Here is a 13181-nt window from a genome sequence, read left to right on the forward strand (position 1 = left end):
AGGATCGACGAATGGGCGAGTTCGACGGCAAGGTCGTGTTCATCACCGGCATTGCGCGCGGTCAGGGGCGCAACCACGCGATCCGGTTCGCGCGGGAGGGCGCGTCGATCATCGGCGTCGACATCGCCGGTCCCGTCTCGGAGTACAACTCCTACGCACCGGTCACCGAAGCCGACTTCCACGAGACCGTCCAGCTCGTCGAGGCCGAGGGGGCGAAGATCCACGCGCGCATCGCCGACGTGCGCGACAGCGCCGCCCTGAAGTCCGTCGTCGACGACGGCGTCGCCCAGTTCGGCCGCCTCGACGTCGTCGTCGCCAACGCGGGCATCTGCAACTGGAACCGCTTCTGGGAGATGCCCGACGAGCAGTTCGAGGAACTGATCGACATCAACCTCACCGGCGTCTTCAAGACCCTCAAGGCCGCCGCGCCCGCCATGATCGAGGCCGGCAACGGAGGGTCGATCATCGTCGTGAGTTCCGTCGCCGGGCTGAAGGCCATGCCCGGCCAGGCCAACTACGCCGCCGCGAAGTTCGGCCTCGTCGGCCTGACCCAGAGCGCCGCCAAGGAACTCGGCGAATACCGCATCCGGGTCAACTCCATCCACCCGTACGGCGTGAACACCCCGATGGGCACCGACCAGGGCGCGCTGACGCTGTTCGAGAAGTACCCGCACTGGCTGCCGAGCTTCGCCCCGATCCTCACCGAGAAGCCGATCGCCGACGTCGACGACATCACCGAGGCCGTGCTGTATCTCGCGAGCGACCGCGCCCGGACCGTCACCGGCAGCCAGATGGCCCTCGACCAGGGGAACTCGAAGGTGTGAGCGAAACCTGCTCCGCCGGACCGCACCCACGGCTGGCCGCCCCGCTGCGGCTCGGCCCGGTCACGCTGCGCAACCGGGTGGTGTTCTCCGCGCACCTGACCAACTTCGCCGAGGACGGGCTGCCCACCGCGCAGCACGCCGCGTACTACGCGGCGCGGGCCGGCGGTGGAGCCGGGCTGATCGTCTCGGAGGAGCACACCGTGCACCCGACGGACCGGCCCTACGAGAAGCTGATCCGCGGGTACGACCCCGCGGTGGTGCCCGGGTACCGGCGGATCACCGACGCCGTGCACGCCCGCGGTGGGCGAATCTTCGCCCAGCTCAACCACAACGGCGCCCAGGGCTGCGGCATGTACACCGGCCTGCCGCTGTGGGCGCCCAGCGCCGTGCCCGACCCGCTGTTCCGGGAGGTGCCCAAGGCGCTCGAGGAGCACGAGATCCGCGACCTCGTCGGCGGGTACGCCCGCGTCGCCGAGCACTGCCGTGCCGGCGGATTCGACGGGGTCGAACTGCAGTGCTCGCAGGCGTCGATCGTGCGGCAGTTCCTGTCCCCGGGCACCAACCTGCGCACCGACCGGTACGGCGGACCGCTCCAGAACCGGGCGCGGTTCCTGCTCGAGGTCGTCGCGGCGCTGCGCGCGGCGGTCGGGTCCGACCTGGTCGTGGGGGTCCGCCTCAGCGGGCACGACGGCACCGACGGCGGGATCACCCTCGACGACGCCGTCGCCGTCGCCGCCATGATCGAAGACAGCGGGCACGTCGACTACCTGAACACCTCGATCGGCGTGGCCACCGAGACGCTGCACCTGATCGAGGCGTCCATGGCCACGCCCCACGGCTACGCGTTGTTCGTGCCCGACGCGATCCGGCGGCGGGTGCGGCTGCCGGTCGTCGGCGTCGGACGCTTCACCACCCCCGCCCAGGCCGAGGCGGCCCTCGCCGAGGGGCGCTGCGACCTCGTCGGCGTTGTTCGTGGGCAGATCGCCGACCCCGACTTCGCCGCCAAGGCCCTCGCCGGCGACGACGAGGCCGTGCGTCCGTGCCTGGCCTGCAACCAGGAGTGCATCGGCCGGGTAGGGCTCGGCCGGTGGATCGGTTGCGTGGAGAACCCCCGCGCCGGCCGCGAGGCGCAGCTGCTACCCGATCCGGCGGTCCCCGGCCGGCGCGTGCTGGTCGTCGGCGGCGGCCCGGCCGGCCTGCGCGCCGCCGCGACCGCCGCGCAGCGCGGGCACCGGGTCACCCTGTGCGAGCGCACACCCGCCCTGGGTGGTCAGATCCGCACGGCCGCCACCGCTCCGGGCCGCGGCGAACTCGCCGGCATGGTGGACAGCCTCGAGGTCGAATGCCGCCGCGCGGGCGTCGAGATGCGTATCGGCGTGCACGTCGACGCCGCCTTCGTGCAGGAGCACCGACCGGACGCGGTCGTCGTCGCCACCGGGGCGCGCCCGCGGCGCCCGGACTGGGCCGGCGACACCGCGCTCGTCGTCGACGTCCGCGACGTGCTCGACGGCCGCGTGTCCCCGCAGGGCGACGTCCTCGTCGTCGACGACGTCGGCTTCCACCAGGCGACGTCGGTGGCCGCACTGCTCGCCGGCCGCGGCGCCGCGGTCACGGTCTGCACGGCCGGGATGATCGTCGGACAGGACCTCGGCCTGACCCTCGACATGGAGGGCTGGACCCGCCGGGCACACGCCGAGGGCATCGCGCAGCTCACCGACACGCTCGTCACCGCCGTCACCGAGACCGGCGGCAGGCTCGACGTCGCGCTGTGGCACCACCCGACCGCCGTCGCGCACACCCGCACGGTGGACGCGGTGGTCGTGGCCACCCATCAGGACCCCGTGGACGAGCTTTGGGTAGCGCTGCGCGACAGTGCCTTCCACGTCGTGCGGATCGGCGACGCGGTCACGCCGCGACGGGCACACGCCGCGATCGTCGAGGGGGAGCGGGCGGCGGTGGGGCTGTAGCCCGGTGCGTCCTTTGGGCGGCAGGAGCAACCCAAAGGACGCACCGGCCGCGCAGCGGCCTATCGGCTCGCGCGCTTGGTGGCGTCGGCCCACGACTCCACCGCCGCGTACCCGTCGCCCACACCCTGGGTGAAGGCGACCAGCGCCCCGTACATCCGGGAGCCCTCCACGGCCAGTTCCGTCTTCGCCACCCAGTCCGCGGCGCGGGCCATGACGTGGGCCGAGATGTCGGCACCGTCCTGGGTGCCGCGCGAGGCGTGCAGGAACGACTCGTCGGCGATCTGAAAGGTCTGCACCACGGCGCGCCAGTAGTACTCCGCATCCATCGCCGCCCGGACCTCGTAGTAGTCCGTGGCGTTCTGCCGCGACACCGACTCCTGCAGCGTCGCCGCCGCCTCGGAGATGCTGCGCAGCGGAACGTACACGGGGTCCTCGGACGCCCCCCGCGTGGTTCGTCTACCCGTCACCGGCACGATGCTTTCAGACAATGGCACCCCCTCGATGGTCCACAAGATCATCGCACGCGCAAGTGCCGGCGCGGGTCAGCAGGTGAGCGCACCGCCCGGGGACGCCGGCGCGTGCCGCCGCGGATCGAACGGCTCGAACCAGGCATCGACGGTCGCGAACAGGGCGCGCTGGGGAATCCGGAAATCGCCGAGCCGCTCCTGTTCGGGCAGCGGCCCGTCGGGGCCGAGGTCGACGCCGCCCACCACCGCGGCGAGGGTGCGGGCGGACCACAACCGGCGCGGTGCGGCGCGGAACCACTGTCCGTTCGGCACGTCGCCGGTGAGCCGGATCCGGCCGGCGCCCAGGACCGGGCCGGCGACGCGCGCCACGGCGGCCAGGACCGCGGGGTTGTGCCGCGCCCCGCCCGGCAGCAGCCGGCCGGCCAGGGTCGCCAGGGTGGTGGCCGGCGACGAGGACACCCGTACGTCCCAGACGACGTCGTCGCCCGCCGTGATGTGCAACCGGGACGGGCCGGCCCACTCGGCGGCGACGTCGGTGCGCACCGTCCGGGTCAGGGCGGCGCCGAGGTAGCGGGCGCATCCGTGCTCCGGCGCGGCATCGCTGTAGACGGTCCAGTGGCCCTGCGGGTCGCGGTGCCAGACCGCGGTGAAGGCGGGGCCCACCGACCCGGCGGTGAACCGGCGCAGCGCCAGACAGTGCCCGCTGGCGAACGGCGCCCCGATCACCGCGTACCCGGTGAACCGCTCGCCGGCGACCCGGGGCAGGGCGCGGGGCTCCTCGGCGGCTGTCTGCGGTGTGGTCTTCATGTCGTCCTCCCTCGGCGTACGAATACGGTCCTCCCGATCGTGCGCCGCGTCGTGACCGGAAGCATGGGGCCGATGCCTCATCTTCGGCATCCGTCCGGCCGGGCGCCCCGGCCCCGGCAGCGGAGGACAATGGGGCCGTGCAGCGCAGGAGCGAGTCGTCTCCGGGCCCGCGGGACGGGCCGCGGCGCGCCGAGCTGCTCGCCGCGCTGTCCCTGGCGATCGATCTGGGCCTGGGGCAGCCGATGGAGCACATGCTGCGGTCCGCCGTGCTGGCCGGACGGATCGCCGAGCGCATGGGCCTGGACGCCCAGCAGCAGGCCGTCATCTACTATGCGAACCTCGTCGCCTGGATCGGATGTCACGCGGACTCGCACGAGTTGGCGCAGCTGTTCGGCGACGACATCGCACTCCGCGCCGACACCTACCGGGTCGACATGGCGGGGCTGCCGTTCCTGCGGATGCTGACCAGCCACGTCGGGCGCGGGCTCGACGGCGCGCGTCGCGGGGTCGAGGTCGTCGCGTTCCTGCTGACCGCCCGCCGTCGCATGGCCGAGCTGATCGGTTCGCACTGCGCCTCGGCGGGGACGCTGTCCGACCGGGTGGGGCTCGACCGGCAGGTCGGCGCGGCCCTGGCCTACGCGTTCGAACGGTGGGACGGCGCCGGGCTGCCCGCGGGTGTGCGCGGCGACGACATCCCGCTCGAGATGCACATCGTGCACCTCGCGGAGGTCTCCGAGGTCCATCTGCGGGCCGGCGGTCCGGGGCGGGCCGTCGAGGTCGCGCGGGCGCGCAGCGGGACCCAGTTCTGTCCGCGGGTGGCGCGGGTGTTCCAGGAGGCCGCGGGCGAGCTCACCGACGGTCTGCTCGAGCAGGACGCGTGGGCGGCGGCGCTGGATCGGGCGCCCGACCGCGCGCGCGTCCTCGCCGGCGACGAACTCGACGCGCTGCTGCGGGCGATGGCGGATTTCGTCGACCTGAAAGTTCCCTGCCTGCTCGGGCATTCACGGGCGGTGGCCGACCTGACCGCGGCCGCGGGCCGCCTGCGCGGCCTGCCGGCGACGGACGTCGAGGTGCTCTACCGGGCCGGGCTCGTGCACGGCCTCGGCCGGATGGGGGTGTCCAACCGGATCTGGGAGAAGCCCGGTCCGCTCACCGGCGCCGAATGGGAGCGGGTCCGGCTGTACCCGTACCTGACCGGGCGGATCCTCAGCCGCGTCACCGGCATGGAGGACGTCGTCGCCGTCGCGACGACGCACCGCGAACGCCTCGACGGCTCCGGATATCCCAGCGGCGTGCGCGGCCGCGACCTGAGTGTCGCCGATCGCCTCCTCGCCGCGGCGGAGACGTACCAGCGCTTCGGGGAACCCCGGCCGCATCGCGGTGCGCTCACCCCCGAACACGCGGCGGACCGCCTGCGGCAGGAGGCACGCCGCGGGCGCCTCGACGCCGAGGCGGTCGAGGCGGTGCTGACGGCGGCCGGGCACCGGCAGGTGCGGCGCGCGCCCTGGCCGGCCGGGCTGACCGCCCGCGAGGTGGAGGTGCTGCGGCTCGTCGCCCGGGGCCGGTCCAACCGGCAGATCGCCGACGAGCTGTGCATCGCGGAGAAGACGGCCCGCAACCACGTCGAGCGCGTCTACGCCAAGCTCGGTGTGGACAACCGCACGCGGGCCGGCCTGGCCGCCGTCGATCTCGGGCTGGCTTGGTGACCCGCAGGCGCGCGGCGGGCGACGGGGAGCGCCGCACCGCGGCCGGACCGGTCGTCGTCGAACCCGGTTCGCTCGTCGGGGTTTTCCCGGCCGGCCCGCAGGCGCTGTGCAAGGTTCAGCGGGTCGGGTCGGGTCGGGTCGGTACGCGCCGTTCACCCGGCAACTCGGTCACCAACACCGGCAGGTGAGTTGGTGGACGCCACTGCATGTGATGATCCGTCACTCCGTCAGCTTGCCTGATGCGGTGCTGCTGCACCGGCTTTCGAGGCTGGTACGGAGACGAGCCAACGCACCGATCATCGTCGACGACATACCGGTCGAGGATCCGCAGGGAGGACATGGTTAGACGGTATTAGGGCCGGCTCTGGGCGGCCCCAATACCGTCGAGGGCAGGCCAATGGATCAACTCGCATTTCCGCCGCCCTGTGCTACCACTCAGAGGGTCTCCGGCGACAGCGGGTTCATGGTGCAGTGCTCACTTCGCAGACGGTTCGGCCTCGTAGGTAACCCAGCTCGTTCGCGTGGCGAGGGTGTTGTAGAGCGCCTGGGCTTGGTGGTTGTCTTCGGCGGTCACCCACTGCACCACGGCGCGACCCTCGGCGGTGGCCATCTCGGTGAGACGGCCGATCAGTGCACGTCCGACGCCCCGGCCTCGGGCTGCGGGGTCGGTGAACAGGTCGTCGAGGAAGAGGCCGGTGGTGCCGGTGTAGGGCGAGGAGAACCGGCGATGGTGTGCGAACCCGAGGATCTCGCCGTCCGCTTCCGCAACGAGAGCCTTGCATTCGTGTCGGGGATCCATGAACCATCCCCATGCGCGGGAGACGATGTCCTCGGATTCGGGCAGCTTGTAGAACTCGCGGTACTCGCGGAAGAGGACACGCCAGCGACACTCGTCGGCAGGGGCGAGCGGCCGGATCGTCGGAATTGTGGTCGTTGCCATGGGTGGCTCCTATCGGTGGTTGAAGGTCTCGGCAGAGCGGTACTGCCAGCTACTGTCTGAGCGTTCTCTGCCCGCGAGGATTGAATATTCGATGCGGGATGCGCCGCGCCCAGGCTTCGGTCACGTCATCACTGCGTTCTCCTTTCTTGCCTTGCCTGCTCGGGTTCCCAGCTGGCGTGGGGCCAGGAGGAGGTACACGGCGCTGCCCGCGACGAGGCCCCAGAACGCGGCACCGACGCTGAAGAACACGACGCCCGACATGGTGACCGCGAGCGTGGTCAGGGCCGCGATCCCGGTGTGGGTATCGCCGCCCATCGCACCCTTCAGTGCGGTGAGGGCAGAGCCCAGCAGGGCGACGGCAGCAAGTACCGAAACCGTTTCGCTCGGGATCGCCTGGAACCCGGCCACGAGCACGCCCCCGAACGAGCCGACGAGCAGGTAGGTGAGGCCGCCCGAGAGGCCCGCGATGTAGCGCTTTGCGCGATCCGGGTGCGACTCGGGGCCGAGCGCGATCGCCGCCGTGATCGCGCCGAGGTTGATGCCGTGGCAGCCGAAGGGCGCGAGGATCGCCGAGACCGTCGAGATGGCACCGACGAGCAGGCGGTCGTCCGGCTCGTACCCCTGCGAGTGGAGCAGGGCGAGCCCGGGTGCGTTCTGCGAGGCCATCGTGACAATGAACAGCGGCAGCGCGATGCTCACGAGTGCGGCCGGGGTGAACGCCGGCATCGTGAACACAGGGCCGCCGAGCGCGAGCGACGGCGCGACTTCGCGCAAGGATCCGGTCGCCCCGGTCGCCGCGAGCCCGGCGACGAGTCCGGCGAGCACTGCGTATCGGTCGAAGAAGCGCTTGCCGAGAAAAAAGGCGACGACGATGCTCCCCGCGATCAGCGGCGCGCTCGTGAAGGCGCCCGCTGCGGTCACGACGAAGGGCAGCAGGATCCCGGCGAGCAGAGCCTGTAGCACCGGGCCGGGCACCCTGGCGAGTAGCCGGCCGAACCAGCCGGTGTACCCGACCACTGCGGCGGCGACCGAGGCGGCGAGGAACGCGCCGACGGCCTCGGCGAACGAGAAGCCGCCGAGCGAGGCGATCAGCAGCGCCGCTCCGGGCGTCGACCAAGCGACGATCACCGGGATACGGGTGAAGAGGCTCAGCGCGATGCTGCACACGCCGTTGCCGATCGCCACCGCCCAGACCCACGACGCGGTCTGCGCCTCGTTCAGACCCGCGGCACGGGTGGCTTCGAGCACGATCAGGAACGGGCCTGCGAAGTTGATGAGCGCCGAGAGGAAGCCCGCGACGACCGCGGAGACTGAGACATCCCGCAGCACAGAGGAACCCCGGCTCATCGGTGCGCCACCGAGACTGCTGACATCACGCCCACTCGATGGCGTAACAATCTTGCAGAAACTTGAGTAACGTTATTCACTAGTTTCATGTCGAATGATAACAGAGCCTCGGAAATTGCGGCACGCCTCCGCCAGCGGATCGCGACGATGCGTATTGGGGAGAAACTGCCAGGTGTGCGAGAACTCTCGGGAGAGTTCCAGGCGAGTGCAGCCACCGTCTCGGCAGCTCTCTCGGAACTGAGCGCATTCGGGCTGGTCCGGGCTGAGCCCGGACGGGGAACGTTCGTGGCGGGCCGCGAACGACTACCGGAACCGGACTTTTCCTGGCAGTCTCAGGCGCTCGGCCGCGCCAGAGTGGACGCCGACCGGGCCGCTCGCCTGGGCGGCTACGGTACTCCCGACCACATCCCGCTCTCCTGGGGATACCTCGCCCCCGAACTACTGCCGAACGAGGAACTGCATCGCATCGGCTCGCGTGCGGCGAAGAGCGGTCGTGCCTGGATGATGACGCCGCCGGCGGGATCGCCGGAACTGCGGCGGATCCTCGCCTCCGAATACCGCGCCGACCCGAACGACGTGCTTGTGGTCTCCGGCGGGCAGCAGGGCCTCGTCTTCACGATGCGCACACTCGCCGAGCCGGGGTCGGCGGTCATCACCGAGAGTCCGAGCTATCCGGGCGCGATCCTCGCTGCGCAGAGCGCGGGCCTCAACCTCTCGTCGGTACCCGCCGACGCCGACGGGATCCTGGTCGACCGTCTCGCCGACGAACTCGAACGCACGCGAGCGCGAGTGGTCTACCTCCAGCCGAGCTACGCGAACCCCACCGGCGCGGTCCTCAGTGCAGAGCGCCGGAAGCAGGTGCTCGAACTCGCCGCCCGGCACGGCGCGTTCATCATCGAGGACGACTGGGCCAGACACCTCGGCATCGACGGACAGGCCCCAGCCCCCCTCTTCACCGAAGACCCCCACGGACACGTCGTATCGATCCTCACCCTTTCGAAGCCTGCCTCCCCAGGTCTCAGGCTCGGCGCGGTCATCGCGCGCGGCCCGGCAGGCGAACGGCTCCGGGCCTCTCGCACCGCCGACGACCTCTGCGTCGCGCCGCTGGTGCAGGAAATCGCCTGCGGTCTCCTCACCTCGAATGTGTGGCCCCGGCACCTGAAACGCCTGCGCGCAGAGCTCGCGACGCGACGCGACGCACTTGCCTCCGCGATCCACGCCACGACGCCCGGCATCCGCATCCCGTGCGTCCCGCACGGTGGCATTCACCTCTGGGCCAGGCTGCCCCAGGACGCAGATACCCGCGAGATCTGCACCGCCGCGTACGCGGCCGGGGTGCTCATCGGAGACGGGAGTCACTTCTTCGTGGACGAACCGCCCGCACCGTTCCTGCGCTTCTCCTACGGGGCCGCAACCGAAGCCCAGATCGCCGAAGGCATCAGGCGACTCTCCGAAATCCTCCAGCGGTGAGGGTCGGTGGTGCGAACCAGCGTCCCGCGCCGGAAATTGCGCCGGTCAGTTGTCGATGTGTTGGGTGTCGGTTGGCTTGATCTCGGCGAGGCAGGCAAGGTGAGAAATACGGTCCAGCAGCGGACCACCACAGCGTCGTCACCGCGAGCGGTGCGCACGGTCGATGGTGCGACGGTTCACAGACCGTTGTCGCGCAGCCAGGAGCGGAGGCGGCGGCGCGCAGTGGTGTAGGGCGACGAGGTGTTGAGTTGGATCATCCCCCCGCGGTGTACGTGCGGCACCAGGGCGCCCCGTACAGTTCGTCGTTGTCGAGCTCGCGGACCAGGGCGACGATGCGGGTGTTCGCGGCAGCGAGCCGCGCCCCCAGGTGCGGCCAGGGCACGTCGGCATGATCGCGGTAGAACTCCTGCACCAATGTGCCGATCGGCGACCCCCGAAGTCCCCGCTTGCACGTAGCGAAAGCAACCACCATCGGGAACAATCGCGGGCCCGCCGCCCCGGGCTGCCGGCAGCTGTCACCACTTGCGGATCACGAGACGGACCACAGCGCTGTCCTGGGGATTGTGCCAAGACGATGCGAATCCTCTGGCAGCGAGCCTCTCGAAAACCTCGTTCTGCGCCGCCCGCAGGGGCACGTTCCACGGAATCTAGTGGGAGTGCATCGGTCCTGTCTCGACGAGGGTGTTGACGAGTCCGGCGGCGGTCGCGGCATCGTCGACCACGACCAGGGTGCGCGCGCCGTCGTGCCGGTGCAGCACCAGCGCGGGGCCGCCGCGCAGGACGAACCCTCGGGCACCGCGCAGCGGGCCCAGTACCGCCATGCGGTATCCGTAGCCACCGAAGTGCTTCAGCGGTGCCACGTCGGTGACGGAGGCGGAGGCGATGGCGTTGAGCGGGGTGTGCAGGTGCGGCCACCCGAACAGGCCCGCGACGGTGACCCCGCGGACGTCGACGGTGACGCGGATCGAGCAGGTCAGCGCGACCAGCACGGCGAGCAGCACGGCCAGGCCCAGCAGGATCCACAGGCGTGTGAGCACGCCGAGGGCGGCAACGATACCGATCGCCGCGACGAGCACGATCGTCGTGACGTTGCCGGTGGCCACCGATCGGGTCCACGCGACGAGTTCGTCTGCGCCGACGGGAATTCGCGGTGCGTCGGCGGCCGGGGGAGTGGCAGGTCCGCGCGACCACCGGGGCACCGCCGCGGCGGCGACGGCCCCGAGGGCGACGCCGATGCCGAGTGCTGCGAGGAGAGACGTCCCCGGCGGCGAGGCTGCGGCGGCGTCCGCGAGTCCCCGCTGAGAGCCGGTGACCAGCACGATCAGGGCGGTCACGAAAGCGACCGTCCCCGTGACGGTCGCGGCGACCGCGCGGGTGAGGGCGGGGTCGGTGTCGGCGGCCCGGGCGAGACCGAAACCGAGGGCGGCGAACAGGACGCCGAACCCCAGCAACAGTGCGATCGTCGCAGGGAGGCCGGCGAATCCGTCGGCGGTGCCGTCGAGGTTCCAATGTGTTGCGATCGGATCCGGTAACTGCGCATGCCAGCTCCGGAGCACGAGTGCGCCCGCAGCGGCGACGGCCAGGGGGGCGGCCGTGGAGCCGAGGAGGATGCGGCCGGTGGGGCGCCGGTCGGTGCCGGGATCGTCTGTCATGTGAACTCCGTTCTGATCAGGTCGACGAGGTCGTCGGCGCTCAGGCCGACGCGCTTGGCGTGCGCGATGGCCTGAGCGACGGCGGAATGCAAAGCAGCATAACCGGTTTCGGCGCGGTCGGTGACGACCGCACCGCGTCCGCGGCGCAGCTCCACTAGGCCTTCGTCGCGCAGTTGCTGGTACCCCCGCAACACGGTGTGGACGTTGAGGCCGAGCGATGCGGCGAGGTCGCGCGCGCCGGGGAGGCGCTCGCCCGCCCGAACCTCGCCCCGGGCCACCGCGCCGCGCACGGCCGCGGCCAGCTGCACGAACAACGGGTCCGGCGAGTTCGGATCCAGTCTGATGAGCACGGGACAAAGCATATTGTTCTATTTGAAATAGAACAAGTCTGCTATCGGCGGTGTCGGGCCGGCGCGGTCACCGCCGACCCGGCGGCGACGGGGAAGACGGGTCCTGTCCCGGAGTCCCGGCCGAGTCGCCGGCCTGCCAGCCCCGGTGGAGCACGTCGACGGCCTCGTGCAACAGGCCGTCGCGGTCGCCGGGGACCGATGCGGGGATCTGGTGCAGTGTGGTCAGCCGGGCGATGCCGTAGACGGTGCCCCACGTGGCGGCGCACCGCCGCAGCACCTCGGCCTCCTCGACACCCTCGGGCTGGCAGGCCGCCACGGTGCCGCGCAGCAGGCGCCAGTAGTCCGCGGCCGCCTGTTGCAGGCGCGGGTGATCGGCCTTGTCGACCGTGGGCCCGTAGGCCAGGTCGTGGACGTGCGGGCGCTCCCGGACGAACCGCACGTAGGCGTCGGTGAGCGCGTGCAGTCGGCACCGTGGATCGGATCCGGCTGCCTCGACGGCGGCGGCCGCCTCCGCCGCGGCGCCCTGCAGCCCGGTGCCCGCCACGGCCGCGAGGAACCGGCGCTTGTTCCCGAAGTGCACGTAGGGCGCCTGGTGGCTCACGTCCAATTGCTGCGCCACTCGGCGGAGGCTGAGGCGTTCGGCCGGCTGCTCCCTCAGCAGTTCGAGCGCGGCCCGGAGCAGGCGTTCGTCGAGCGTGTCGGTCATCCGTCCACCAGCCCCTCCCGGCGGTGCGCGGCTCCGCCTGTTGACAGTGTCAACCTCCCGCGGGACCATAGCAATTGACAGTGTCAACCCGAGTCGCACCGAAGGTGGTGGCGGTCATGACACGGATGCAGAAGATCTCGACCGAGGTGGGTTCGCTCGCCGTCCGCGTGCACGGGGAGGGCCGGCCCGCGGTGCTCTGGCACAGCCTGTTCGTCGACGAAAGATCCTGGGGCAGAGTCGAAGACGCGCTGGGGGTCGACCGGCGCCTCGTCGTGGTCACCGGGCCCGGGCACGGGGCGAGCGGTGACCCCGGCCGGCGCTACACCACCGGGGAATGCGCCGCGGCGGCCGTCACCGTGCTCGACGCCCTGGGCATCGACGAACCCGTCGACTGGGTCGGCAACGCCTGGGGTGGCCACGTCGGCATCGTCTTCGCGACCGACGGGGCGTCGAGATGCCGGACACTGGTGACGCTGGGGACGCCCGTCCAGGCGCTGAACCGGGCGGAGCGCGCACGCACGCTGTTCCTCCTCGCCGCCTACCGGGCGCTCGGCGCCGCCGGGTTCATCCGGTCCGGCGTGACGGACGTATTGCTCTCCGCCGCAACGAGGGAGCGCGACCCGGAGGCGGTCGCACTCGTCGAGGACTGTCTCGTCCACGCGGACCGGGCCGCGCTGCGCAACGCCGTCGTCTCCATCTCGCTGCACCGGCCCGACCTCACCGATCGGCTCGAACGGTTGTCGGTCCCGACCCTGTTCGTCACCGGCAGCGATCACAAGGGCTGGACGCCCGAGCAGGCACGCGCGGCGAGCCTGCTGCTACCCGACGGGTCCTGCGCCGTCGTCGACGGCGCCGCGTACCTCGTCCCGCTCGAGGTGCCGGCCGAGACGACGGACCTGGTGCGGCGATTCTGGGCCGCCGCGGTACCGCGCCGCACGTGAGACA

At 71.5% G+C, this 13181-nt stretch carries 13 protein-coding genes; 5 read left to right on the top strand and 8 right to left on the bottom strand.

What is annotated here, in order from left to right:
- Window positions 1–11 precede the first annotated feature (11 nt).
- Both ACWPOB_RS14910 and ACWPOB_RS14915 read left to right on the top strand, forming a co-directional pair.
- Window positions 12–824, top strand: coding sequence for a mycofactocin-coupled SDR family oxidoreductase (locus ACWPOB_RS14910; protein ID WP_455401290.1), 813 nt, complete (start codon window positions 12–14; stop codon window positions 822–824).
- Window positions 821–2791: a mycofactocin system FadH/OYE family oxidoreductase 2 gene (locus ACWPOB_RS14915; RefSeq protein ID WP_455401291.1), complete on the top strand. Its 1971-nt coding sequence runs from the start codon at window positions 821–823 to the stop codon at window positions 2789–2791. Before ACWPOB_RS14910 ends, ACWPOB_RS14915 begins: the two co-directional genes overlap by 4 nt.
- Before the next feature lie 59 nt (window positions 2792–2850).
- Here ACWPOB_RS14915 and ACWPOB_RS14920 read toward each other — a convergent pair whose 3' ends face one another.
- Complete coding sequence (locus ACWPOB_RS14920) at window positions 2851–3258, bottom strand: hypothetical protein (protein WP_455401292.1); 408 nt, start codon at window positions 3256–3258, stop codon at window positions 2851–2853.
- Between the two features lie 75 nt (window positions 3259–3333).
- Window positions 3334–4065, bottom strand: a complete 732-nt coding sequence (locus ACWPOB_RS14925) for a hypothetical protein (protein ID WP_455401293.1) — start codon at window positions 4063–4065, stop codon at window positions 3334–3336.
- A 137-nt stretch (window positions 4066–4202) separates the two neighbouring features.
- Between ACWPOB_RS14925 and ACWPOB_RS14930 the strand changes: the two genes are divergently transcribed.
- Entirely contained in the window at window positions 4203–5771 is a 1569-nt protein-coding gene (locus ACWPOB_RS14930; RefSeq protein WP_455401294.1) for an HD domain-containing phosphohydrolase, read from the top strand.
- A 475-nt stretch (window positions 5772–6246) separates the two neighbouring features.
- Here the strand turns inward: ACWPOB_RS14930 and ACWPOB_RS14935 are convergent, their stop codons facing one another.
- Complete coding sequence (locus ACWPOB_RS14935; RefSeq protein ID WP_006930966.1) at window positions 6247–6711, bottom strand: GNAT family N-acetyltransferase; 465 nt, start codon at window positions 6709–6711, stop codon at window positions 6247–6249.
- 120 nt (window positions 6712–6831) lie between these two features.
- Window positions 6832–8058 carry a benzoate/H(+) symporter BenE family transporter gene (locus tag ACWPOB_RS14940; RefSeq protein ID WP_455401295.1) on the bottom strand — a complete coding sequence of 409 codons (1227 nt, stop codon included), beginning with the start codon at window positions 8056–8058 and terminating at the stop codon, window positions 6832–6834.
- 87 nt (window positions 8059–8145) lie between these two features.
- Here ACWPOB_RS14940 and ACWPOB_RS14945 point away from each other — a divergent pair, with 87 nt between their 5' ends.
- Window positions 8146–9528: an aminotransferase-like domain-containing protein gene (locus ACWPOB_RS14945; protein ID WP_455401296.1), complete on the top strand. Its 1383-nt coding sequence runs from the start codon at window positions 8146–8148 to the stop codon at window positions 9526–9528.
- 253 nt (window positions 9529–9781) lie between these two features.
- Here ACWPOB_RS14945 and ACWPOB_RS14950 read toward each other — a convergent pair whose 3' ends face one another.
- From ACWPOB_RS14950 to ACWPOB_RS14965, 4 genes are all read right to left on the bottom strand, one after another.
- A complete protein-coding gene (locus ACWPOB_RS14950; RefSeq protein WP_455401297.1) occupies window positions 9782–9910 on the bottom strand; it encodes a hypothetical protein in 129 nt (42 codons plus the stop codon).
- Between the two features lie 265 nt (window positions 9911–10175).
- Window positions 10176–11180 (bottom strand): DUF1648 domain-containing protein, encoded by a 1005-nt coding sequence (locus tag ACWPOB_RS14955; RefSeq protein ID WP_455401298.1) that lies wholly within the window; start codon window positions 11178–11180, stop codon window positions 10176–10178.
- Window positions 11177–11530, bottom strand: a complete 354-nt coding sequence (locus ACWPOB_RS14960) for a GntR family transcriptional regulator (RefSeq protein ID WP_455401299.1) — start codon at window positions 11528–11530, stop codon at window positions 11177–11179. The genes ACWPOB_RS14955 and ACWPOB_RS14960 overlap by 4 nt, the downstream gene beginning before the upstream one ends.
- A gap of 67 nt (window positions 11531–11597) precedes the next feature.
- Entirely contained in the window at window positions 11598–12236 is a 639-nt protein-coding gene (locus tag ACWPOB_RS14965; protein WP_455401300.1) for a TetR-like C-terminal domain-containing protein, read from the bottom strand.
- 116 nt (window positions 12237–12352) lie between these two features.
- On the opposite strand from ACWPOB_RS14965, the gene ACWPOB_RS14970 reads away from it, so the two are divergent.
- The gene (locus ACWPOB_RS14970) at window positions 12353–13177 is read left to right on the top strand and encodes an alpha/beta fold hydrolase (RefSeq protein WP_455401301.1); all 825 of its coding nucleotides are present in this window, start codon (window positions 12353–12355) and stop codon (window positions 13175–13177) included.
- The last annotated feature ends 4 nt before the right edge of the window (window positions 13178–13181 follow it).

The organism is Rhodococcus sp. 2H158 (genome assembly GCF_053764755.1).